At 53.7% G+C, this 21,807-nt stretch carries 21 protein-coding genes; 6 read left to right on the top strand and 15 right to left on the bottom strand.

The genetic code is table 11. The annotated features are described in order from the left end of the window. Nucleotides 1-130 precede the first annotated feature (130 nt). The 9 genes from Q1L34_RS14975 to Q1L34_RS14935 form a co-directional block, all read right to left on the bottom strand. Nucleotides 131-1,195: an alpha/beta hydrolase gene (locus tag Q1L34_RS14975; RefSeq protein WP_327204133.1), complete on the bottom strand. Its 1,065-nt coding sequence runs from the start codon at nucleotides 1,193-1,195 to the stop codon at nucleotides 131-133. 107 nt (nucleotides 1,196-1,302) lie between these two features. Beyond that, on the bottom strand, nucleotides 1,303-1,887 hold the full coding sequence (locus Q1L34_RS14970; protein WP_032717325.1) for a flavodoxin: 585 nt from the start codon (nucleotides 1,885-1,887) through the stop codon (nucleotides 1,303-1,305). A gap of 9 nt (nucleotides 1,888-1,896) precedes the next feature. Then, on the bottom strand, nucleotides 1,897-2,658 hold the full coding sequence (locus tag Q1L34_RS14965) for a carboxymuconolactone decarboxylase family protein (RefSeq protein WP_044023536.1): 762 nt from the start codon (nucleotides 2,656-2,658) through the stop codon (nucleotides 1,897-1,899). Then, complete coding sequence (locus Q1L34_RS14960; protein WP_015584508.1) at nucleotides 2,636-3,115, bottom strand: (R)-mandelonitrile lyase; 480 nt, start codon at nucleotides 3,113-3,115, stop codon at nucleotides 2,636-2,638. Before Q1L34_RS14960 ends, Q1L34_RS14965 begins: the two co-directional genes overlap by 23 nt. A gap of 107 nt (nucleotides 3,116-3,222) precedes the next feature. After that, the gene (locus tag Q1L34_RS14955; protein ID WP_015584507.1) at nucleotides 3,223-3,912 is read right to left on the bottom strand and encodes a DUF4405 domain-containing protein; all 690 of its coding nucleotides are present in this window, start codon (nucleotides 3,910-3,912) and stop codon (nucleotides 3,223-3,225) included. Nucleotides 3,913-3,921: 9 nt separating this feature from the next. After that, nucleotides 3,922-4,578, bottom strand: a complete 657-nt coding sequence (locus tag Q1L34_RS14950; protein WP_411830509.1) for a flavodoxin — start codon at nucleotides 4,576-4,578, stop codon at nucleotides 3,922-3,924. 64 nt (nucleotides 4,579-4,642) lie between these two features. Further along, nucleotides 4,643-6,112, bottom strand: a complete 1,470-nt coding sequence (locus Q1L34_RS14945) for a heavy metal sensor histidine kinase (protein ID WP_015584505.1) — start codon at nucleotides 6,110-6,112, stop codon at nucleotides 4,643-4,645. A gap of 15 nt (nucleotides 6,113-6,127) precedes the next feature. After that, nucleotides 6,128-6,808: a heavy metal response regulator transcription factor gene (locus Q1L34_RS14940; RefSeq protein ID WP_015584504.1), complete on the bottom strand. Its 681-nt coding sequence runs from the start codon at nucleotides 6,806-6,808 to the stop codon at nucleotides 6,128-6,130. After that, complete coding sequence (locus tag Q1L34_RS14935; protein ID WP_233445818.1) at nucleotides 6,793-7,074, bottom strand: hypothetical protein; 282 nt, start codon at nucleotides 7,072-7,074, stop codon at nucleotides 6,793-6,795. Before Q1L34_RS14935 ends, Q1L34_RS14940 begins: the two co-directional genes overlap by 16 nt. 250 nt (nucleotides 7,075-7,324) lie before the next feature. Between Q1L34_RS14935 and Q1L34_RS14930 the strand changes: the two genes are divergently transcribed. The 4 genes from Q1L34_RS14930 (at nucleotide 7,325) to tsaA (ending at nucleotide 11,774) form a co-directional block, all read left to right on the top strand. Further along, nucleotides 7,325-8,374, top strand: a complete 1,050-nt coding sequence (locus Q1L34_RS14930; protein WP_015584502.1) for an alpha/beta hydrolase — start codon at nucleotides 7,325-7,327, stop codon at nucleotides 8,372-8,374. Nucleotides 8,375-8,806: 432 nt separating this feature from the next. Next, a complete protein-coding gene (locus tag Q1L34_RS14925; protein ID WP_071824623.1) occupies nucleotides 8,807-10,078 on the top strand; it encodes an MFS transporter in 1,272 nt (423 codons plus the stop codon). 4 nt (nucleotides 10,079-10,082) lie between these two features. Next, complete coding sequence (locus Q1L34_RS14920; RefSeq protein ID WP_015584500.1) at nucleotides 10,083-10,958, top strand: DUF1932 domain-containing protein; 876 nt, start codon at nucleotides 10,083-10,085, stop codon at nucleotides 10,956-10,958. Between the two features lie 345 nt (nucleotides 10,959-11,303). After that, on the top strand, nucleotides 11,304-11,774 hold the full coding sequence (tsaA, locus tag Q1L34_RS14915) for a tRNA (N6-threonylcarbamoyladenosine(37)-N6)-methyltransferase TrmO (RefSeq protein ID WP_327204132.1): 471 nt from the start codon (nucleotides 11,304-11,306) through the stop codon (nucleotides 11,772-11,774). Nucleotides 11,775-11,941: 167 nt separating this feature from the next. On the opposite strand, the gene Q1L34_RS14910 is transcribed toward tsaA, so the two are convergent. After that, nucleotides 11,942-12,910: a threonine dehydratase gene (locus Q1L34_RS14910; protein ID WP_032717329.1), complete on the bottom strand. Its 969-nt coding sequence runs from the start codon at nucleotides 12,908-12,910 to the stop codon at nucleotides 11,942-11,944. A 25-nt stretch (nucleotides 12,911-12,935) separates the two neighbouring features. Between Q1L34_RS14910 and Q1L34_RS14905 the strand changes: the two genes are divergently transcribed. Together Q1L34_RS14905 and Q1L34_RS14895 are read left to right on the top strand one after the other, a co-directional pair. Continuing rightward, complete coding sequence (locus Q1L34_RS14905; protein ID WP_227540849.1) at nucleotides 12,936-14,342, top strand: aminotransferase-like domain-containing protein; 1,407 nt, start codon at nucleotides 12,936-12,938, stop codon at nucleotides 14,340-14,342. Between the two features lie 473 nt (nucleotides 14,343-14,815). Continuing rightward, complete coding sequence (locus tag Q1L34_RS14895) at nucleotides 14,816-15,871, top strand: NAD(P)-dependent alcohol dehydrogenase (protein ID WP_015584496.1); 1,056 nt, start codon at nucleotides 14,816-14,818, stop codon at nucleotides 15,869-15,871. Between the two features lie 46 nt (nucleotides 15,872-15,917). On the opposite strand, the gene Q1L34_RS14890 is transcribed toward Q1L34_RS14895, so the two are convergent. The 5 genes from Q1L34_RS14890 to Q1L34_RS14870 form a co-directional block, all read right to left on the bottom strand. Next, complete coding sequence (locus Q1L34_RS14890) at nucleotides 15,918-16,868, bottom strand: AraC family transcriptional regulator (RefSeq protein WP_015584495.1); 951 nt, start codon at nucleotides 16,866-16,868, stop codon at nucleotides 15,918-15,920. 371 nt (nucleotides 16,869-17,239) lie between these two features. Next, nucleotides 17,240-18,514: a beta-ketoacyl-ACP synthase II gene (gene fabF / locus Q1L34_RS14885; protein ID WP_064359504.1), complete on the bottom strand. Its 1,275-nt coding sequence runs from the start codon at nucleotides 18,512-18,514 to the stop codon at nucleotides 17,240-17,242. 19 nt (nucleotides 18,515-18,533) lie between these two features. Further along, nucleotides 18,534-20,096 (bottom strand): DHA2 family efflux MFS transporter permease subunit, encoded by a 1,563-nt coding sequence (locus tag Q1L34_RS14880; RefSeq protein ID WP_015584493.1) that lies wholly within the window; start codon nucleotides 20,094-20,096, stop codon nucleotides 18,534-18,536. Next, the gene (locus Q1L34_RS14875) at nucleotides 20,093-21,136 is read right to left on the bottom strand and encodes an HlyD family secretion protein (RefSeq protein ID WP_015584492.1); all 1,044 of its coding nucleotides are present in this window, start codon (nucleotides 21,134-21,136) and stop codon (nucleotides 20,093-20,095) included. The genes Q1L34_RS14880 and Q1L34_RS14875 overlap by 4 nt, the downstream gene beginning before the upstream one ends. Further along, nucleotides 21,120-21,677, bottom strand: coding sequence for a winged helix-turn-helix transcriptional regulator (locus Q1L34_RS14870; protein ID WP_044023533.1), 558 nt, complete (start codon nucleotides 21,675-21,677; stop codon nucleotides 21,120-21,122). The genes Q1L34_RS14875 and Q1L34_RS14870 overlap by 17 nt, the downstream gene beginning before the upstream one ends. Between the last annotated feature and the right edge of the window lie 130 nt (nucleotides 21,678-21,807).

The raw sequence follows: 21,807 nt of genomic DNA, 5'->3' as shown, positions 1-21,807 counted from the left end.
ACCATCTGCAAGTCAGCTCCTCGCTCAAAGCTGACCGCCACGTTCAACACCTTTCCGCCAAAAGTCGTCCATTTTTCATTCTGATGTTTGTATTGAGCCTTCATGAATAAAGGCCCAATACAACTTCTTTCTACTGCAGATCTTTTTCCTTCAGGAACTGACTCACCAAATCAGCAATCTGCACATTATTTAAATCAGAGAACGGGAAGTGGGTATTACCTTTGATACCTATCTCAGGCAGATGCGTTACCGTGACATCCCCGCCATGCTTGTTCACCGCGTCACGCCACTCGCGAGCCATCGCCAGACGAACGCGCCAGCAGTCCTGTGCCGGCATGGCGACGGGTTTCTCCGGGATGTTATCGCCGTAAATAATCAGAATCGGGATTTTAGTCAGCGCCATAAACTGTTTCAGCGGCACAGGCTCACCCTTCAGCGTGTCGAATGCGCTTGGCATCGGGGCAGGGAGTTCTTGCTCCGGGAAGACAAAGCTGCTGCCAGGCTCGAAGGCAACAATGGCTTTGACCTTGTCGTTTTTCATCGCCGTGTACCAGCCCGGTCCGCCACCCTGAGAGTGGGTGAAGAGGATCGCCGGGCCGGATTTATCCACGACAGCGGACATCGCATCGGAGATAACGTTGATATCAAACGGCCCGGTATTGGGGGTCATCTGACGGAAATACTGATTCAGGGCTTCTTTATCGTGTGAGAACTGGACGCCTTTAAAATACTCCGGCCACACGCCGACGCGGAACTGATTAAACCACATCTGCTCATCCGGTTTTGGCGTTACCGTACCTTCTACAGTCGTGCGCCCGGCGCTGCCCCGACGCGGTTGATCGACAAGCCAGGTTGAGAATCCGCGGCGCAGGAAGATGTTCTGGAACCCTTCACGACCATCCGGGGTGCTTTCCCAGGTACGGGAAAACTGACCTGCACCGTGCAGCATGACAATAGAGTATTTATGCGGATTCACCGGGATTTGGTAGAACACGGACGCATGATCGCCATGATAAGTTTGACCAGCAGAATCCAGCGGTTTTTTCGCGTCGAAGGTTCCCGGGGCAGTGATGAGGGTGCCACCGGCAGAAAAGCTTCCTTGTTCCTGAATGACCAATGGCTCGGCATATACCGACTGAGCCACCAGGCCACCCGCCATGACGCAGATGGCCAGCGTTTTTAAAATCGTCTTCAAGATTACATCCTCTGTTATGTTTACCGTTCAATCATATCTGAGTTGTCTGCGTTAATTATTTAGCAGCCTTGATTGCCCTTATTTGGCAGCTTCATGAATGCGGACGATTAGCCGCGGATGGTTTCTAACCAGCGGTTGACCGTTTCTGTGGTTCTGCGCTCCTGGTCGCATTCAATGACCAGCGGTTTTTCCCGGCGCGCGGTGGGCGCCAGACTGGCAAGGATGTCGTCGCTGTCTCCTTTACCGTAGCCGCCGTGAGTAATGAAGGGGATGAGTAATTTCCCCGCAAGGTTATGGCTGCTGAGAAACGTTTGCACGACGGGGGGGACGCTGGTCCCCCAGATGGGAAAGCCTACGTACACAGTCTCATAGCGTGAGATATCTGCGACGCTATTTTTTAAGGCGGGTTTGACTCCCCGCTCACGCTCATGTTTTGCTTGTTCAACGGTCTGGAAATAGTCTTCCGGATATGGCGTTGCCGGTTCGATTGCCAACAGATCGGTGTTCAGGCTGCGATGAATGACGCCGGCAATCACCCGTGTGTTACCGCTGCGGGAAAAGTACGCCACCAGAATTCGACTTTTACCCTGTACATTTGCATTTCCGGTGGCTGCTGATGACCGCGAGACGTTCGCCAGCGTCAGCCCGGCAAGCGCGGTAAGCAACATTCTGCGGGTGGGATCATGCTCCATAATCAACTCCTAATGGTTGGCGAGCGCCTGTTGCAGCGCCTTTTCAGCTCGCATAGCCGCATCATTTTCGCCATATTCACGCAGAACCTGCGCCAGCTGGCGCAGCTGCGCTGCCGTCAGGCCGACCCGCATGCTGGCTCGCGTATGCGATAACAGCTGGGCTTCGACGCCCGGAGTGGCCGCTAATGCGCCAACCGTTGCCAGCTCGCGGCTCTGCCAGTCGAGGTTATCGCGGGCGAAAATATCGCCGAACAGATGCGTTTGCAGAAATTGATTAATGACCGGCGCAAAATCAAACAGCGGCCCCTGGACGGGAGCGCCTGAGATTTTGGTCTGGTTTGCGGTACCGACCCGGCGAAGTTCATCCCCGACTGGGATGGTGGCGACCGGTTCTTTGCCCTCAACGTCTTCAATACCACGTTGTTTGCGTGCGTCGACGACCTTCATCAGTTCACTGAGCGCATTCAGGCTACGGGGGAAGCCCGTATAGGCATAAAGCTGGACGAGAATCTCTTTGGCTTCGTTTACCGTGAGCCCAGCGTCAAGTCCCTGATTCAGGGCCGTATTCAGCTTCTCCATCTGACTGCTGGCCATCGATGCCGCGATCAACGGGATGGCCTGCTGGCGAGCTGACAGCGTATCTGAAACGGTTTGTTGCTGGTTCATTTCTGAGGCTCCTGTATTGACGGGGGCAGCATTTGCGGTGAGAGCAAAACCAAAGGTCAGCAGTAGCGCTGCCGTTAATGCCTTAATGGGCGTGGTATTGTTCATCTGTCACTTTCTCCATCCAGTTAACGCTTTTGCCATCCACAATCCCGGTTATCGCCAGATGCGTCATTGCACTGCCGGGGGCAGCTCCGTGCCAGTGTTTGACGCCCGCCGGACAAGAGACAACATCGCCAGTGCGGATGACCTGCACCGGCTGGCCTTCTTGCTGGGTGAGCCCGACGCCAGAGGTCACGATCAGCCGCTGACCTGCCGGATGCGTATGCCAGGCGGAGCGGGCACCAGGTTCAAAGGTGACATAAGCCGCGGAAACCCGGATGTCGTTATCCGCCTTGAACAGGGGATCGACCCGAACGCGACCGGTAAAGTTCTCCGCTGGCCCATATACCGCGATCTGGCTCCCGGCGGGGGCGATATGGACAGCGGAATGTTGTGCCGCTGCCGAGGATGAAAAAGTGAAGAGGGGCAATAACAGCCCGAGGTAACGTAAATGTCCGATCATGCAAAGCGTCCTTATCTACGATGAGGGGGATGGTCTGCAATGATTGTAATCAGGGTGGCATGTCGTCAGGCTGACGCCCCCCTGACAATGATGTCAGTTAAGCTCTATTAGGGTGACACCGCTTTATACTTCCTGAAAATAAAGCACCAAAGCAAAAACCGTGTCATTAATGCAAATAAAACAATAATGGCCAGGTAGCGCAAATAAAACAGAAGGGTAGATTCGTCGTAGTCGAAAAAGGAGAAATCCACCTTCATCAGCAAATAGTCGAGATAGTTCTGATTCAGAAGCCAGTACAACCCCAGTAACGCAATAATCGAAAAAATCCCCGGCATAATGACATTGGCAAAGCGTGAGTCGTCGGAGATGTTCAGGATCCGGCAGAAAAACGTTGCCAGCATTTTCCAGTGCAGCCCAATATGCAGTGCCAGAATGAGCATTCCCCAGTGGACCGACGTCATGTGTATTTTTCTGACCCAGCTTGCCGGGTTGTGGAACGGCAGGTCCAGAAGGATATGTCGGGACAGCATCATGCCAGAGACAATCGCGGTCAGAATAACAACGAATGTCACCACATTAATGGCTCTGTTAACTATCCGCATCGATAACGGAATTTTCATCGACAATAACCACAAGCGCCGCCTGTTAAGATATAAATGCAAAATGATGAGCAGCGTAAAAATAATACCCGCCCATTCATGAATGATTTCACCCTGAAGGTGAAACCCCATCAGCACCAGCAGAAGTAACGTCATGAGCGTATCCTGCATGACCTGGAAAATATAAATTTTCTTCATGTCGATGGCTTAACGCGGTGGCTGGACTTGTTTGACCCATTGCTCAACTTGCGTGGGTACGTCAGGATCTGCAATATCGTTGCGTGAGATCGAGAGCGCGCGAGTGACTAATTTGGCCTGGGGCTGCATGCGGGCAATTTCTCGCAGGGAGTCGGCTAACCGGCTGCCTCCATGGGTGGTAAAGGGAATGACCGTTTTACCGGCAAAATCATTTTGCTCAAAAAGGCTATAAATCACCATGGGCATGGTGTACCACCAGATGGGGTAGCCGACGTAAATGGTGTCGTAATCGCTGAGTGCGGGGAGCGGCGTTTTTAGCGCGGGCCTGGCTTTAGTTTGCTGCTCCTTTTCGGCAACGCGTAACAGCGCGTCATGCTGGCGAGGGTAGGCGGTGGTTGTTTCAATGCGAAACAAATCGCCGTGAGTCTGTTTCTGCACCAGCTGCGCAATAAACTGCGTGCTGCCGGTCTCTGGGGCATTTTTTTGTAATACGCTGGCCCCGGAAAAACCATCCACGGCATCAGGTTTCATCTCCTCGGGTTGTGAAAAGTAGATAATCAGCGTGCGGGACTGAGCAGATGAATTCTCTGATGCGGACGCGGGCTGTCCCAGAAGCCCCGTGAAAATTATCGCCAGAAACCCGCTAAATACCTTGTTTATTCTCACTGTTTCATTCCTTCCATCAGCAGTGGTTAGTCTTAGCGGTGATTCTGGCGCAGGCAACCTGACATCAGACTGACGGCCCTCTGACAATTTCGTCAGAGGGCTTAGCGTGCGGACGTCCCGATGTTGTCTCTGAAATCAGTCTCTCTGTTCGGATAGCGTCGGGTTGTTTAGCAAACGTCAGTCCAAATGTATTGATGCCACCTTCACTACGGGCAAAGACATCTCCCCGGTGCATAATGGCGACGGCACGCACGATCGACAGCCCCAGCCCATGATGGGTATCACTCCTGGCTCGGGAGGTGTCGACACGATAAAACCGTTCAAAAAGCCGATGTAAATGCTCCGGTGCTATCGGATCGCCTGGGTTTGAAACTTCAACACAGGCTTGATTATCCTTTTCGCTGAGTCGCACGGTGACCGCACTGTTCGATGGCGAATGCCGGGCGCTGTTTTCCAGTAAATTGGCCAGTGAGCGGTGGAACAGCCGCCGGTCGATGTGCGCGCTGACATCGCCCTCAACATCCAGAGAAAGCTGTTTTTCAGCAAAGGAGGGCTCAACATACTCCGCGGTTTTCAGGGTTTCTTCTCGCAGGGAGACCCGGGTAAGCTGGGAAGCATGTTCACCTGCGTGAGCGTGGGACAGGAACAGCATGTCGTTCACAATTGACGTCATGCGCTCCAGCTCCTCGAGATTTGAACCCAGCAACTCTTCCAGTTCATCAGGCGAGCGTCGGCGCGAGAGACCCAGCTGCGTCTGACCAATCAGGTTGGTCAGCGGTGTGCGGAGCTCATGGGCAACATCGGCGTTAAAGCTTTCAAGCTGTCGCCAGGCGACCTCCTGACGCGCTAATACGCCGTTAAACGATGAGGCTAACTGCTGTAGTTCTTCGGGCAATGCGCGGGTATCCAGGCGTTGGCCATGGTCCACCGGGGCGAGATGTTGTGCCTGTTTACTGAGCATTCCCACCGGACGCAGACCAATCCTTGAAACGACGTATCCCAGCAGGGCGACGATCGCTACGCCCAGCGCGGCAATAATCAGCAGCGTACGCGTGAAGGCATTCAGTGTGCCCATATACGGCGTGGAGTCGATGGCAACCACGTAGCGCAGCTCAGGCCTTTCACCGTTGGCGGGGATGGTTTTCACTAACAGGAACAGTGAACATGCCCCTTCCGCTGCGCCGGGCACTTGATTAAACCCCTCCCGTAAAGCAGACCACTGGACTCCCAGCGGCGGCGTTCCCCCTATACTAAAGCGCGGATCGTCGCTCACTATCCAGTAGCGAACGCGCTCACCTTCAGAATTGGTTAACAGGGTAAATTTACTGGTAAGCGTCGACCAGCCGTCAGCCGAGGTCCGCGCGGTGATCCATGGACTCATCAATGATTCCCGGAATAACAGCTCGTTGTGCATCTGCTTTTGCAGAGAGTCATGCAGAGAGCTTCTTAGCAGGATACCGATAACGGACACGATCAGCAGCGCGGATAGGGCGAACATCAGCGCCAGGTGGACTGAGATGGAGCGCTTAAGCATGCTTATCCCCTTCATTTATTCAGCGCGGACTTCAAGGACGTACCCCATACCACGAACGGTATGAAGTAGCTTGATGTCGAACGGGGCATCCACTTTGGCGCGCAGACGTTTAATGGCGACTTCAACCACGTTGGCATCGCTGTCAAAATTCATGTCCCATACCTGCTCAGCAATCATCATCTTGGACAGAATTTCTCCCTGATGGCGGGAGAGAAGGCTCAGCAGGGAAAACTCTTTTGCGGTCAGTTCCAGTCGCGTTCCGGCGCGAAATACCCGGCGAGCCAGTAAGTCGAGATGCAGATCGTGAATGTGCAGCTGGGTGATGTCTGCACCGTCCACAGAGCGGCGCCGCACCAGGGCCTGAATACGCGCCACCAGCTCAATAAGTGAAAAGGGCTTGGGGAGATAATCATCAGCGCCAAGGCGAAGTCCTTTGACCCGTTCGTCGACCGATCCCCGTGCAGAGAGCATCAGCACCGGCGTCTGTTTGACGGCTCGTACCCCCTCGAGTACCCGGTAGCCATCCATCCCCGGCAGCATCACATCCAGGATGATGGCGTCGTAGTCAAACTCCAGCGCGTAATGAAGGCCCTCAGCGCCATCGGCAGAGATATCGACCGTAAATCCGGACTCACCCAGCGCACGGCTGAGATAGGTTGACGTTTTTTCTTCATCTTCGACTAACAACAGACGCATAACGGGACTTCCTCTAAGCTTTTCAACGGTGCTTCAATATCTGAATAGATCTGTCCGGCATCCGGCAGACGTTGCCCCTGGATAGTCAGGGTTGCCAGTGAGCGGGTAAGCGCGGTCAGCGATACGCCGGCCGCCGCTCTATTTTGTCGCATAGGGTCTTTATTTGTTGCCGATACATGGGGAATCAGCGAGGCGGCGGCAATGCTCGCCCTGGCGACTAATCGCTTACGTCGCTCTGGTCGTGTTGAGGCGTTTTGGCGTTTCATCGATCGCTCCTTTGCTCGGAAAATTGAACATGAATCTCATCTAACCGAGACCATTCTGCGCCTTGATAGCCAACATAAAGCTGACGCTTACCTGACAGCGCTGTCAGGAACAGGTTCTCATCCCGGTCCGCTTCCTGACAAAAATGTTATTCCTCGGTCACGCTGCTGACAGCCCTTTCTCCCTAACCTGAGGCTGCAAATTGAATTCCGCGAGCCTGGATAACCAGGCTGATACTCATCGGGAGAGACCATGAAATTGATGCTTATAAGCGCCATGCTGCTGACGGCTGTCGCCGGAGTGACCTCAGTCAAGGCGGCTGATTACAAGAAAAATCCGTTCACCCTCGTTTATGACGGTGCCATTACTGAAAATATCAAAGGTAAGGTCAACATTCATCCGGTGAAATACGATCTGCACGGCATCCAGATTGCTGCGAATGTCTATACGCCAGCTCACTACGATCCCGCCCAAAAATACCCTGCGGTGGTGGTCGCACACCCTAATGGCGGCGTAAAAGAGCAGGTCGCGGGTTTGTATGCCCAACGTCTCGCTGAGCAGGGGTACATCACGATTACCGCCGACGCGGCTTATCAGGGCGCTAGCGGCGGGATGCCTCGTAGCGTGGATAAACCGGCAAATCGTATTGAGGATATCCACGGTATGGCGGATTACATCAGCCAATATCCTGGGGTCGATACCGCCCGCCTCGGTCTGCTGGGTATTTGCGGAGGTGGCGGGTATTCACTGGCTGCCGCCGAGACGGATAAACGATTCAAATCGATTGCAACCATCAGCATGTTTAATTCAGGGCTTGTACGCCGCAATGGTTTTCAGAATTCACAGCTGGATACTATCCAGCAGCGGCTTCAGCAGGCTTCTGACGCCCGTGCTCAGGAAGCTGCCGGAGGCGAAGTGCTTTACTCCGGCGATGCAAATCTGACGGATGAACAGATCGCTAAATTACCTTTTGCCCTCTATCGACAGGGCTACGAGTACTACTGGAAAACCCATGCCCACCCGAACTCAACGTTTAAATACACCACCAGCAGCCTGTTGGATTTGATGAGCTTTGACGTGACGGACCATATCAATCTCATCAATAAACCGCTGCTGATGATTGCCGGTTCAAAAGCGGATACGCTCTATATGACTGAAGATGCGTTCGCGAAAGCGACCGGTACGCAGGATAAGGAACTGTTCCTGATCGATGGCGCTACTCATATCGAAACATATTGGGTTCCTAAATACGTTGACCAGGCCATGCAAAAGTTAGACGTCTTCTTCAATAAGCATATTTAGTTCGCCTCCGATGCCCCCGGCCGCACAGGCTGGGGTATATCCTCTGCTTGTGGCCAAATTCAGTGTGTTACTACAGGAGATCGAGTTTTGGCGCTGGCGTTTTGCCTTCTGCGGGATACTTACAACAGTATTACTTTACGTTATCTTCACACTTTCATCATAGTGTTTAGGGTTTTTTATTGTTAACTACATTTATTACCTTATTTATAGATGGATTTTTTCGTAACAATATACAAAGTGAAGGACTCACAGAATAAAACGATTTTCTAAGCCATCGTTGGTATTTTTCATGGTTACTTTTATTGATACCCATAGAGGTGAAAACGGGCGTCGCTAGCACAAACAAGGGATCGGGGTCAGGGGACTCGCGGTAGTATCAATCGCTACACTCGTGACCCAGCCGAAATTCAACTTATAAGGTTCATGTTGTGTATGTGTAGATTAACGCGTGTTCACTATGCCTGGTATGTTGCTTTTGCCTGTTTGGCTATATCGTCTATCCGTGCCGGAATCGGTTTCCAGACCATGGGTTTCATTATAAATCCGGCCCGGGAAGAGCTTGGATGGTCCAATACTCAAATTACAGGGGTCATCGCATTCAGAGAGCTGATCGCAGGCGCTATCGCCCCTCTTGTCGGCTGGTTAGTTGATCGACGGGGGCCAGGAATTATTATAGTGGTTGGCGCTATTCTTGTTGGCTTCTCCCTCAGTGTGGTCTCTTTCACACAAACTTTCTGGCAGTTCGCGCTTATTTTTGGCGTAATCGGCGGTATCGGAGTTGCGGGCCTGTCTAACGCATTAGTGTTTCCTCTGATTGCCAAATGGTTTACGACGCAGCGCGGGCGTGCGACCGGTCTGGTATCATCTGGCGCCAACCTCGGCGGCATATTGCTGTCACCCGTTATCATTTGGCTGTTGTCTATTTCCGACTGGCGCTCTACCTGGTTCTTGCTTGGTTTTCTGCCCATTCTCTTTCTGGTGCCACTGGCTCTCTTTGTTCTACGTCGCGAGCCAGCGGATATGAACCTTCTGCCGCTCGGCGAAGAGCAGGGTAGCGCATTTGCTCAAGAAAAAAGCGGGGGGGAGCGTCCTGATCTTACATTGACAGAAGCCATTCGCTCGCCTGGTTTCTGGTGTCTTATCGTCGGCTGGAATCTCAGCGATTTTGTCTTGAAAGGCGTCTTGTTACATAAGGTTCCGGCGGCAGAATCGCTTGGCTTTACAACCGCCGAGGCAGGTAGTGTGATCTTGACCTATGGCGCTTTTGCGATCCTGGGTAAATTATTAACGGGTTTCATTGTAGAGCAAGTTTCAGCGAAATGGGTTGTTCTCAGCCTCTCTGTATTTCAGGCAATAGGTCTCATCCTCTTCATCACCGCGGGGAATATTTGGCAACTGCAGTTAGGCTATGGTGTCTTGAGCGGTTTATCTGCAGGAGGGCTGATCATGATGATGCCGTTTCTTCTCGCTTCGTTATTCGGGCGCAAGAATCAAGGCGTTATTATGGGGGTCGTTACGCCCTTAGTCATGATCTCAGGTATCGGTGGACCGTTATTGGCAGCGCTGCTGTTCGATATCACGGGTAGCTATATATTTGCCTTCGAGATTTACGCGGCGATTGCCGTTTTCGGTGGTCTGGCTCTTCTGGGTGCCTGTATTACCCCCACGAATAACACCAAATCCTTAAATCTATACAGGAGGTAATATCATGTCGACGATCGCTATTCTCTATCCGGGCCAAATGGGCAGGGCTTTTGCTGCATTGCTGCGGGCGGCTGGCCATGAAACGATCAGTCCGATGGGTTGCCGTAGCGAGAAAACCCAAAAATCGGCACGGGAGATCGGGATAGGCATGCGCGACAGCATGGCCGATGCTGTTGTTGAAAGTGACCTGATTTTGTCGCTGGTCCCCCCATCGGCTGTCGTCGAGGTGGCACATCAAGCAATTCGTGCCTGCCGAGAAAAGAATGCTATGCCCGTATTTATCGATCTGAATGCAAAGACCCCTGCGGATGCCGAGTACTTGAGCAGGGTTTTCGACCAGGCTTCATTGCCTTTTTGCAATGCTTGTATTATCGGGCGCGCCTCACATTTGGGCGAAGAAGGACGAATTTATGTCAGTGGTCCAGACACAATGCCGATAGAAAAATTATTTAAAGGTATATTGCCGGTGATTCGACTTGGCGATGAAATCGTCCAGGCATCAATTTTCAAAATGGTTTTTGCAGGTTTCAACAAGGCTGTTACTGCTGCCTTGTTTGAAACGGCTAATACTGCCAATGCTTTTGATGTTACCGATCCTCTGTTCGAGCTGCTTGAGTATCATCTGGGAAGCACATTGTCTGATTTACGAAAGCTGGTTCCAACCTATCCGCACCATATCACGCGTAGGGCAGAAGAGATGGAGGCGTTGGCGCAGATGTTGAGTGACAGCCGGTTACCGAACAAGATTGCATTGGCTGCCGGGGTAACATTCCGTAGTCTTGGCTCCAGCGATTGCTGGTCTGGGGCTGAAACCTCACCTCAATTCATGGAGTTGTTATTGAATACTAACTATCGGGTCACATCTGGCAAGATAGTGTAATTGCTAAGCCCACTTTTTGTGGTTTCGACTCGTTTGGGCGCGTGAGCCATATTTGTATCGTTTTATCCGTCACAGCATGACAGATCACACACCGTATTCTGATCACATCATTGGCGCTGTAAGCATCCCGGCTTTAGTTCCACGCATCTTTTGAGCTTGACCCCGGCGTCAGAAACGGAGGCGCGATAAGTTACGGAACAGCCCGTTTCACTCGATGAATAACATTTACCTTTAAAGTATGATTTTTCTGTTGCATCGACTTAATAGTTAATTCAGGATGGTTTTTGTCGTCGACGGCTACTGTGAATATAAAATGGTGGAAATATTGACGCTAAGGAATTGTATATGCAAGAAATTAATCTGCACGCAATAGGTATAATTACTTTAATGGATGATAAAGTAAATGTTATCCTGCATCCTCCTTACCGGGATGGATTAAAAGGAATAGAAGGGCATAGTCATATCAATCTATTATGGTGGTGTGATGGTTGCGATGATAAATCGTCTCGCCAGACTATTATTACATCAACGCCTTATACTGAAGATGAAATGGGCGTATTTGCCACTCGCTCGCCGCAAAGACCGAATCCCATAGCGATTACAACAACAGAGGTATTGCATGTTGATTTAAACGCCGGATTGCTCATTGTATCCTGGATTGATGCGGAAAATGGTAGTCCAGTTATCGATATTAAACCTTACATTCCCAGTTTAGATCGTGTGGAAAATCCAATAACCCCTGAGTATTTATCTAACTGGCCCAGTTCTTTAGAAAAGTCTGCTGATTTTGACTGGTCTTCAGTTTTTAATTATTGATAAAGCCACAAAATTAGATTTTACTTGCAAGTCTCTTCCATGAGCGATCCTGAAAGTTTTACCCGGAATATTTTGTATCAGTAAACAGCCTATATTGGGTAAGTCAGGGTTAGCTGACAAGATGGCTCATGTAGGTATAGTGAATGAACGAGGGCTTATCCCTGCCTCTATGGGGTGGGGATCTGCTGCTGCAAAATACTGGCATAGAGGGGGCGATCAATATTGGCTCCGCTCAGTATTACGGCCACTTTTTTGTTTTTCTGTAATCGGCGTTCCTTTATTAATCCCGCGAGGCCAGCGGCTCCTGCTCCTTCAGCCATATTATGCGTATCTTCATGATAGATGCGAATGGCATGGCAAACTTCATCATCGGTGACCCTGATAATGCGCTCTGCACCGCGCTGAATCATGGCAAATGATTCAGCCAGAGGCATACGACAGGCAAGGCCATCGGCCATGGTATCGGCGCTTAGCGTCGTGATAATTTTCCCTTGTTCAAAGCTTTGTGCGAATGCGTCAGCCTGGTCAGAGACAATACCTACTATTTTTGTCTTTAGACCAAGCAAATCCCGGGTTTGTATTAAACCACAGATGCCTGAACCCATTCCGACAGGTACATAAACGGTATCCAACTCAGCCACGGCATTAAAGAGTTCCAGCGCGTAGGTTGCAACGCCAAGGATAAGGTCTTTATGAAATGCGGGAACAAAGTAAAGCCCCCTTTGTTGCGCTATCTCAGCGGCTTTAGCGCGCGCTTCATCAAAATCAACACCGTATTCGATGATTTGTCCGCCCAGCGCCTGCATGGCGGCATTTTTTTCACGGGAATTACCCTTTGGTACAACCAGGTAGCAGGGCAATCCCGCTTTTGTTGCCGCCAGAGCCAGGCTTTGTCCGTGGTTCCCTCGTGTTGCGGTAATGATACCGTTAATATTAGGTTCCCGTTTTAATAAACAGTTAATAAAAATGATCCCGCCTCTTATTTTAAAAGCGCCGGTTGGTGTATGATTTTCATGTTTAACCCATACTTCGCAATTTAAACGTTTACTCAATAAAGGCCATGTATATTGTGGCGTAGCTGGCATAACATGGTATACCGCGCTGGCTGAGGCGCGTAGTTCATCTATATTAAACATAGTTGACACTCTCTGGTTGTAAGTCTTGCTCCAGAGCGTAGCAACCGATATTGTATGGGTAAATAATTATATTGTATGGCAGGCAATAATGTGGGTCCCAACATTAAAAGAGACAAATCAACCTAAATATATTCTCCTGGTGGAAGCTATTGCCGAGGCGATTGAAAAAGGTGAACTCAAAGTGGGGGAGCGTTTACCGCCGCAGAGACAGTTGGCCTGGAAGTTAAACCTGAATCCGAGTACGACCATGCAGGCCTATAGGGAAGCCGCCCGGCGACATCTGGTTAGCGGTGAAGTGGGACGCGGGACTTATGTGCTTCCAGGGAGCAAGGAGGCATCACTTTTTTTGATAAAGAACCCACTACCGTTAAAAGAGCGTATCGATCTTTCAACAAACCTTCCTGCTATCGATCAAGATAATCGCGACCTGGCTTCAACGCTCATGGAGCTCACGATGTCAGCTGAGTGGGGCGGTGTGCAAAGCTATTTAACGCCGGATGCCATTCAATCAGGAAAAATTCGGGCTACTGAATGGCTTAAATTACGTAAGGTAAGTTATTTACCTGAAAACATAAAATTATGTGCCGGAGCGCAGCAAGGTCTGATGACGGTTTTGCTTTCTCTTTGTCAGAGGGGAGAGTCGATTCTGGTAGAAGAGCTCACTGCACCCGGGATCAAGGCTGCATCGCGGCAACTACATTTACCGTTGCACGGAATTATGTCAGATGAACAGGGCATAATTCCGGATGAGTTTGATCGAATGATTCGTACCACAGGTGCAAGAGTGGTTATTTTAACCCCTTCTCTGCAGAATCCTACGGGCACGGTTATGGGACATCGGCGGCGTGGTGAGGTTGCTGATATTATCAATAAATATCAACTCATAATGATTGAAGACGATGTCTATGGCGGATTGATTAAACAGCCACCGCTGAGTGTTTTATTACCGGAGCGAACCATTCTTATCAGCAGTTTTTCGAAAACGGTGGCTGCGGGCTTGCGACTGGGATATATCGCAGCGCCAGTCCCCCTGTTAAGCAAGATAGATCCGGATGCTCAGCTAACGCATTGGGCGGTATCTTCGCTAAATCTGATGATAGCGAATCGGTGGATTGAGGATGGCACGGCTGAAAAAAGATTAAACTGGCAACGAAGAGAAGTTGCACAACGCTGGCACCTGGCGCGTAAGCTTGTAGGACAATATATGCTGAATGCGACCTGCCCAAGCCCACATGTTTGGCTTACAGCCCCTTTCGAAACACCTGAACTGGTCCAACTCTGTTCTCAGGCGGGAATTAATGTTGTATCGGCCGATGTTTTTGCGGTACGACAGGCCCCGTTGAATGCAATTCGAATCAGTTTAACAGCCGCTAAAAATCAGGTTCAATTAAAAAGCGCTTTGGAGACTATTGCCACTTTATTGGCGGTTTAACCGAATCAAAAAATGTAAGCTGTAGAGGTGCTGCAATGAAAAAGTCCTGAATTCAAACGTGAATCCGCTCAGTTGCCTGTCGATCAAAATTACACCGTCTCTGACCCAGCTAAGGCTATGGATGTTGGTCTTTCCACGATATCGTTGGGTATTACAGCGCGCTCAGGCTGCATGAATATAACGGTGGGCTATCATCTAACGAATCAGAAAACGATACTGGAAGAACGCTAAAGTGGTGGCCAGTTTTAGTTGACCACTACACATATTTTGCGTGAAGCGCCATGCGCGCCGTCCAACGGTAATACTCAACCCAGGTCGCTGCATATCCTCTCGGAGCATACCCGGCGATATTTTCCCGCGTGCCGATATTTACGGCTCAAGAGTAATAGGCAGTAATCAGGCAGGATCGGGCTCACCGGGTTGCCCATCTGGCCGCTACAGTTCAGCAAGGTTAATGCACAACTGGAGCAGCTATGAAAACGATGGGTTATGCCGCACTTAATGCCACCACTCCGCTGGTTCCCTTCAGCTTTGAACGACGCGCTTTGCGTCGTAACGATGTGGCGATTGAGATCCTGTGGTCCGGGGTGTGCCACAGCGATCTGCATCAAACCCGGGATGACTGGAAAGAGTGGGGGGCGACCGTTTATCCCTGCGTTCCCGGGCACGAAATTATTGGCCGGGTAAGTGAGGTTGGCAGTGAAGTTAGCCGCTATCAGGTTGGGCAGATGGTGGCCGTCGGGACGATAGTCGACAGCTGCCAGGAGTGCGATCAGTGCCGCCGCCATGAAGAGCAGATGTGTCGCGAATTTCCGACGGTGACCTACAATGGCCGCGATCGCATTTCGGGCGAGATCACCTATGGCGGCTATGCGAAGCATATCGTGGTACGCGAAGAGTTTGTCTTAAATCTGCCGGAAGAGCTCGATCCTTCCCGCGCCGCGCCGCTCCTGTGTGCCGGTATTACCGTTTACTCCCCGCTGCGAACCTGGAATGTGGGACCGGGCTCACGCGTAGGGGTGATTGGCATCGGTGGCCTGGGGCATCTTGCCGTACGTCTGGCAGAGGCGCTGGGCGCTACGGTCACCGTGATTACCCGGAGCGCGGCAAAAGCTCAGGAGGCGCATGAGCTGGGGGCGAAACATGTTTTACTGTCGACCTCAGCAGAGGATATGCAGCGGGCAGGCTCCTCGTTCGACGTGATCATTGATACGATTCCCACCCGGCACGATCTCTCTGCGTACGTGCAGTTGCTGGATATTGAAGGGGCGCTGGTGATTGTCGGCAATCTGGGCGATATGGACGGTTTCAGCACCTTACCGCTCATCCTGGGCCGCCGCCGCATTACCGGCTCACCTTCCGGCGGCATTGCGCAAACCCAGGAAATGCTGAATTTCTGCGCGCAGAAAGGGGTTTACCCGGAGTGCGAGATCATCCCGATCCAGCAGATTAACCAGGCGTTTGAACGCATGGAACGGGGAGAGGTGAAGTACCGTTTCGTGATTGATATGGCCTCGCTGTCGGCCTGATGAGGACGGCTGACATCGGTGAACCGCTGTCAGCCTTTGCTGAGCTTTAGTAGGGGCGCCCGGTCCCGGCCGCCAGCGACAGAGCTTTATCGCCGATCGGCGTGATACCAAACTGACGCTTGTACTCACGGTGGAACTGGCTGACGCTTTCATACCCCACGCTTATCGCCGCCGTCGAGGCATCCGCATCTTGCGACAATAACAACCGTCTGGCTTCAAGAAGCCGTAGCTGCTTCTGGTACTGCAGCGGACTCATGTTCGTCATGCGGCGAAAATGGTGGTGCAGCGTGGAGACACCCATACCGGCAATCCGCGCCAGCGCTTCGACTTTTAACGGCTGCGCATAGTTATCGCGTAGCCAGTCCAGGGCCACGGATATCCGTTGCCCGCTGGAGCCGGTCAACACGGTTTCCCTCAGGGTCCTGCCCGCCGGGCTGGTGAGAATACGATACAGTATTTCGCGCTGAATGAGGTTACCCATGTAGCCTTTATCCTGCGGATGTTCGTTGGCGTTCAGATAGCGTAGCAGCGCATCAAGCAGCGGGCCGTCGGCCGGCCCCAGGGACATTCCCTCATCGCTGTATTCCGCCTCATTTCCGTACTGTTTCATGTCGATCATCACTTCCCGGGCGAGAGATAAGTCCAGCTGCAGCAGCAGCGAGATAAACGGTTGTTCAGCGCTGGCTTGCATCACTTCGGCGACGGTCGGCAAATTGACGGCGGTCAGAAGAAAGTGGGATTCATTATAAGCATAGGTTTTTTCGCCCAGACTGACGCGCTTCTCCCCCTGAATAATCAGCGACACGCTGGGCTGGTAGAGACAGGCACAGGGCGGCATCGGGCGGTGTAGTTCGACAACGCTCATACCGGGAAAGGGGCAAAGAATATTTTCCCGCCGTCCGGTATAGGCTCTGATTTTCTCTCTGATCTCACCACGTCGCGACGCCATTTCCTGTTGCCAGCGTCTATGCTGTGAGTCCGGATGGTTATCAGGCATGGTCTGGCTCCTCAACTGAGTGATGTAGGCTTTACCTGGCTACAGGGCAGATAAACGATCGGCCGCGTCGGCACCCACGATATTATGTACCGACAGGCTGCGCAAACGGACGGTGTTCCCCGCGCTGCGATTCACACTAAAGGTTAAACCGCGCTGACCCATCATCAGCGCCATGCCGGCGAAGATCCCGGTTAGCCCGACAGCAAGCAGACGGATGAGATGATATCTGGCGCTTGTTACTCTGATGGTTGGGGGGATGGTGGCTGAACCTGGACGCGGGGAAAACTCATGCATCAACCAGCGGAAATAAACCGAGAGTATCCAGGCGCTGAAACTCCCCTCCGGCCTTTGCCAGAGGGGGAGCTGAACAATTATTCCCAGCGTTTCAGCAGCAGGCTGGCGTTGACGCCGCCAAAGCCAAACCCGTTCGACAGCGCATACCGCATCTTCTGCGGGCGGGCCACCAGCGCCACCAGGTTCAGGCCTTCCGCGTCTTCATCGGGGTGATGCAGGTTCAGCGTCGGCGGCACTATCTGGTCACGCAGCGCCTGAATGGTGAAGATGGCCTCAATCCCGCCGGCTGCGCCTAACAGATGGCCGGTTGCTGATTTCGTCGACGTAATGGCGACGGGATGGGTAGCAAACAGGCTTTTAATCGCCGCCAGTTCGCCTTTGTCTCCTACCTGAGTCGAGGTGGCGTGGGCGTTGATATGGTCAATCTCTTCTGCTGTCACCCCCGCCTGACGAATGGCCATTTCCATGGCCCGGCGCGCGCCGTTCCCGTCTTCCGGACCTGCGGTCAGGTGATAAGCATCTGCGCTGGTGCCATAGCCCACCAGCTCCGCCAGCGGGGTGGCGCCGCGCGCCAGGGCGTGTTCCAGCGACTCAATCACGATAAGCCCGGCGCCTTCTCCCATCACAAAACCATCGCGGTCGCGGTCGAAAGGGCGGGAGGCCGCTTCCGGCTGCTCATTGGACGCGCTGGAGAGCGCCCTGGCTGCGGCAAATCCGGCAAGGCTGACGCGATGAATTGCCGCTTCTGCGCCGCCGCAAAGGGCGATATCCGCCTCGCCGCTGCGGATCATCCGTGCAGCATCGCCAATGGCCTGCGCGCCTGCCGCGCAGGCGGTGACCGGCGCGCCGATGGGGCCACGGAAACCGTGGGCGATAGACACATGCCCGGCGGCCAGGTTGGCAAGAAAAGAGGGGATGGTGAACGGAGACAGGCGACGCGGCCCGCGATCATCCGTTGTATGTACCGCATTGGCGATCTCGCCAAAGCCGCCGATCCCGGTGGCAATGACCGTTGCGGTACGATCTTGTTCTGCCGGTGATGCCGGCGACCACCCGGCCTGCGTCAGCGCCTCACGTGCGGCGACCAGCGCAAACTCGATAAAGCGATCCATCTTTTTACGTTCCCTGGCCGGGATGGTTGCCAGCGGATCGAAGCCGTGCAGCGGATCGCGTTCGATGGACGGAACCTGCCCGGCCACTTTGCAGGGAATGTCTTCGACCAGCTGCTCGCTAAGCTTTGTAATACCTGACCTGCCTGCCAGCAGCGACTGCCAGACGTGCTGTACGCCGCAGCCCAGAGGGCTGACAATCCCCATCCCGGTCACGACAATGCGTTTAGCTGAAACGCCCATAATCAACTCTCCTGTAATATCAGTGTGCCGGCGGCTTGTTCATCAATGGAACCAGCAGCGCAGCAATCAAAAAACCGATCATGATGAGGTAAAAAGCATCGGAAAATGCCTGTGTTCGCGCCTCCCGCAGCGTCAGAGCGGAAAGATTCTTTAGCGCAGCCGTATGAGCGGCATCCGGCGAGATCCCCTGAGCGACAAAGTTTGCCGCGCTGCGTTGAACAAAATCGCTCATTGCCAGGTTGGCGTTATTCAGATGATCCGCCAGGCGGCTGTAATGCAAATTGGTCCTGTCGTTAAGCACCGTACCGCACAGGGCGATGCCGATGGCGCCGCCGAGGTTGCGCATTAAATTAAACAGCCCGGAGGCCAGCTTAAGGCGTGCGGGAGGCAGGCTGCCCAGCGTCAGGGTCACCGTAGGCGCGACGGCAAACTGCTGCGCCAGCCCGCGAAAAGCCTGCGGTAGCAGCAGCTGGTCGGCGCCCCAGTCGTGGGTTATCGGCACAAAGCTGTACATCGAGACCGCAAAGCCGACCAGCCCGGCCATCAGCAGCCAGCGCAGGTCGACGCGGTTGGCGAGCCACGAATAAAACGGGATCGACATCACCTGGAACAGGCCGGTGGAAAATACCGCCAGGCCAATCTCCAGGGCGCTGAAACCGCGCACGCTACCGAGGTACAGCGGGGTTAAATAGATGGTGGCGAAGATGCCGACGCCGGCCATAAACGAGAAATAGCAGCCGAGGCTAAAGGTTCGGTCCTGCAGGGCCCGGAGATCCATGACCGGCTGCGGATGGCGCAGGGTGCGGATAATAAACGCCACGCCGCACAGCAGGGCGATCCAGGCGGTCGTCGTCAGGGTGGCGTCGTCAAACCAGCCCCAGCGCGGGCCTTCTTCCAGGGTATATTCCAGGCAACCGAGAGACAACGCCAGCAGCAGAATACTGAAGTAGTCCGCGCCGCGCAGCAGCGAGGGGTCAGCGGTATCCACTTTCACCAGCAGCGGTACGGCAACCGCGATGTAAATCCCCGGAACCACGTTAATAAAAAACAGCCAGTGCCAGCTGAAGTTTTCGGTGATCCAGCCGCCCACCGTCGGGCCAAGCGTGGGAGCCAGGGAGGCCAGGCCGCCGATCGTCGCGGCGGCAATGACCCGCTGTTTGCCCTGGAAAAAGGCGAAGGCGGTAGTGAAAACCAGCGGGATCATCGACCCGCCGGCCAGTCCCTGCAGGGCGCGAAAGGCGATCATGCTCTGGATGTTCCACGCCCAGCCGCACAGCAGACTCATCAGCGTGAAGCCCGCCGCGGAAGCGGCAAACAGCCAGCGCGTTGACATGACCCGTGCCAGCCAGCCGGAAAGCGGGATAATAATGATCTCGGCAATCAGGTAGCTGGTTTGTACCCACACGGTTTCATCGTCGCCCGCCGAGAGGCCACCGCCGATATCCCGCAGCGAGGCGGACACGATCTGGATATCGATGAGCGCGATAAACATCCCCACGCACATGCTGGCGAAAGCGAAGATCTTCTTCGTCATCGGCATCGATAGACCCTGCGGAGCGGGCAGCGCCTGAGCGGTGCTCATCGGCGGCTCTTTTCGTTCACGGTGACGATCACCGATAGCCCTGGGCGCAGGACGTCAAGTTTTGCTCCTTCTCCTTCCAGCGCAATGCGGACCGGCACGCGCTGAACGATTTTAGTGAAATTCCCCGTCGCGTTCTCCGCAGGAAGAATGCTGAAGCGTGAGCCGGTCGCCGGCGCCAGACTGGCAACATGGCCCTTAAAGGTATGGGCCGGCAGCACATCGGCCACGATGGTCACCGGCTGGCCGGCCCGCATATGCGCCAACTGGTTTTCTTTGAAGTTGGCGTCAATCCACAGGCCGTGCGCGGGAACCAGGGACAGCAGCTGCGTGCCGCTGCTGACAAATGAACCGGACCACGCGCGGCGGTTGCCAATTACCCCATCGAACGGTGCGCGAATTTCGGTATAGCTGAGGTTCAGCGTGGCTATCTCGAGGTTAGCCTGGGCCTGTGCCAGGGCGGCCAGCGTTTGTTGCTGGCGGGCATCCAGCACCGCCAGCTGGCGTTCGGCCGCGGTTTTATCCGCTTGTGCTTTATCCTGCTCGGCGTGCGCCCGGCGGTAATCGGCGGAGGCGTTATCGCGAATTTGTGCGGAAATCGCGCTCGACGCGGCCAGGGCGTGATAGCGCCGGTTGTCGTTAGCCAATTTTTCGGCCGCCGCCGTGGCGGCCTGTAACGAGGCCGCAGAGCCGGCAATGGTCGCCTGCTGTAGCTGCCGGGTGGCAATGACATCGGCCAGCGCGGCCTGTTGCGCTGCCACTTCTCCGGCGGCTTTTGCCAGGGCGGCGCGGTAATCGCGGTCGTCAATGCGAATCAGCAGATCGCCTTTTTTCACCGCCATATTGTCCTGCACCGCCAGCTGCTGGATATAACCGGAGATTTTGCTGGAGATGGCGCTAATGTCGCCGCCAACATAGGCATCATCGGTTGTCTGCATAAAGCGCCCGCTATGCCACCAGTAAGCGCCGTAGCTCGCTGCCGCCAGCGCGGCGACGGCGAGTGTCGCCAGGACGAGGACTCTTCTCTTACTGGTCGGATTCATGGCTGGCATCTCTGTAGGGCTCGGGTTGAAACTTTTGTCCGCTATCGCCCTCGCGTTTGCGCAGCAGATATTGGTGACGGTATTTCATCATCGGCGAGGCTGCGGGTCCCGGCACCATGGTGTATTTACCCGGGATAATCTCTTCGCCGGTCGCTTTATCGACCAGCATCGGCTCCACCGGTCGCTGGGTTTCACTTTCCACCAATTGCATCTGACGGCCTTCGGGTGAGAAGTGGCGGTTACCCCATTCCGCCAGCGCCAGCAGTACCATGCGAAAATCGCGGCCGCTTTGCGTGAGGTGGTATTCGTAGCGCGGCGGTGTGCTGCTGTAGCAAACCTTCTCCAGCAGGCCGTCGTCTACCAGCGCCTTCAGGCGGCGTGAAAGAATATTGGGCGCGACGTTGCTGCTTTTCTGAAACTCGTCAAAGCGGGTAAAGCCCGCGAAGGCGTCGCGCAGGATCATTATGCTCCAGCTGTCACCGATGCGACCAAGGCTACGGGCGATGGGGCAGGGAGCGTGGCAAAGCGGTTCATTTTTCATGGGTTGGCCTGGATAGAGAGGTGGCTTTCGGGAGCAAATTGACATAGTAACTATCAAAATGCAAGTTACTTAAAAAACGATCTCTCTCAGCAGATTCATGGCGCCGGCGTTAAGGTTGACGCGCGCGATA

The sequence above is a fragment of the Klebsiella ornithinolytica genome, from assembly GCF_030505655.1.
Classification (GTDB): Bacteria; Pseudomonadota; Gammaproteobacteria; order Enterobacterales; family Enterobacteriaceae; genus Klebsiella; species Klebsiella ornithinolytica.
This window is presented reverse-complemented; position numbering and strand designations above follow the sequence as displayed.

What these genes read in the sequence shown, in the direction of transcription:
- Q1L34_RS14920 (WP_015584500.1), top strand. Translation starts at nt 10,083, where the DNA reads ATGTCGACGATCGCTATTCTCTATCCGGGCCAAATGGGCAGGGCTTTT.
- Q1L34_RS14925 (WP_071824623.1), top strand. Translation starts at nt 8,807, where the DNA reads ATGTGTAGATTAACGCGTGTTCACTATGCCTGGTATGTTGCTTTTGCC.
- Q1L34_RS14960 (WP_015584508.1), bottom strand. Translation starts at nt 3,115, where the DNA reads ATGATCGGACATTTACGTTACCTCGGGCTGTTATTGCCCCTCTTCACT.
- Q1L34_RS14955 (WP_015584507.1), bottom strand. Translation starts at nt 3,912, where the DNA reads ATGAAGAAAATTTATATTTTCCAGGTCATGCAGGATACGCTCATGACG.
- Q1L34_RS14875 (WP_015584492.1), bottom strand. Translation starts at nt 21,136, where the DNA reads ATGAATCCGACCAGTAAGAGAAGAGTCCTCGTCCTGGCGACACTCGCC.
- Q1L34_RS14895 (WP_015584496.1), top strand. Translation starts at nt 14,816, where the DNA reads ATGAAAACGATGGGTTATGCCGCACTTAATGCCACCACTCCGCTGGTT.
- Q1L34_RS14965 (WP_044023536.1), bottom strand. Translation starts at nt 2,658, where the DNA reads ATGAACAATACCACGCCCATTAAGGCATTAACGGCAGCGCTACTGCTG.
- Q1L34_RS14880 (WP_015584493.1), bottom strand. Translation starts at nt 20,096, where the DNA reads ATGAGCACCGCTCAGGCGCTGCCCGCTCCGCAGGGTCTATCGATGCCG.
- Q1L34_RS14970 (WP_032717325.1), bottom strand. Translation starts at nt 1,887, where the DNA reads ATGGAGCATGATCCCACCCGCAGAATGTTGCTTACCGCGCTTGCCGGG.
- Q1L34_RS14890 (WP_015584495.1), bottom strand. Translation starts at nt 16,868, where the DNA reads ATGCCTGATAACCATCCGGACTCACAGCATAGACGCTGGCAACAGGAA.
- Q1L34_RS14870 (WP_044023533.1), bottom strand. Translation starts at nt 21,677, where the DNA reads ATGAAAAATGAACCGCTTTGCCACGCTCCCTGCCCCATCGCCCGTAGC.
- Q1L34_RS14930 (WP_015584502.1), top strand. Translation starts at nt 7,325, where the DNA reads ATGAAATTGATGCTTATAAGCGCCATGCTGCTGACGGCTGTCGCCGGA.
- Q1L34_RS14945 (WP_015584505.1), bottom strand. Translation starts at nt 6,112, where the DNA reads ATGCTTAAGCGCTCCATCTCAGTCCACCTGGCGCTGATGTTCGCCCTA.
- tsaA (WP_327204132.1), top strand. Translation starts at nt 11,304, where the DNA reads ATGCAAGAAATTAATCTGCACGCAATAGGTATAATTACTTTAATGGAT.
- fabF (WP_064359504.1), bottom strand. Translation starts at nt 18,514, where the DNA reads ATGGGCGTTTCAGCTAAACGCATTGTCGTGACCGGGATGGGGATTGTC.
- Q1L34_RS14935 (WP_233445818.1), bottom strand. Translation starts at nt 7,074, where the DNA reads ATGAAACGCCAAAACGCCTCAACACGACCAGAGCGACGTAAGCGATTA.
- Q1L34_RS14940 (WP_015584504.1), bottom strand. Translation starts at nt 6,808, where the DNA reads ATGCGTCTGTTGTTAGTCGAAGATGAAGAAAAAACGTCAACCTATCTC.
- Q1L34_RS14910 (WP_032717329.1), bottom strand. Translation starts at nt 12,910, where the DNA reads ATGTTTAATATAGATGAACTACGCGCCTCAGCCAGCGCGGTATACCAT.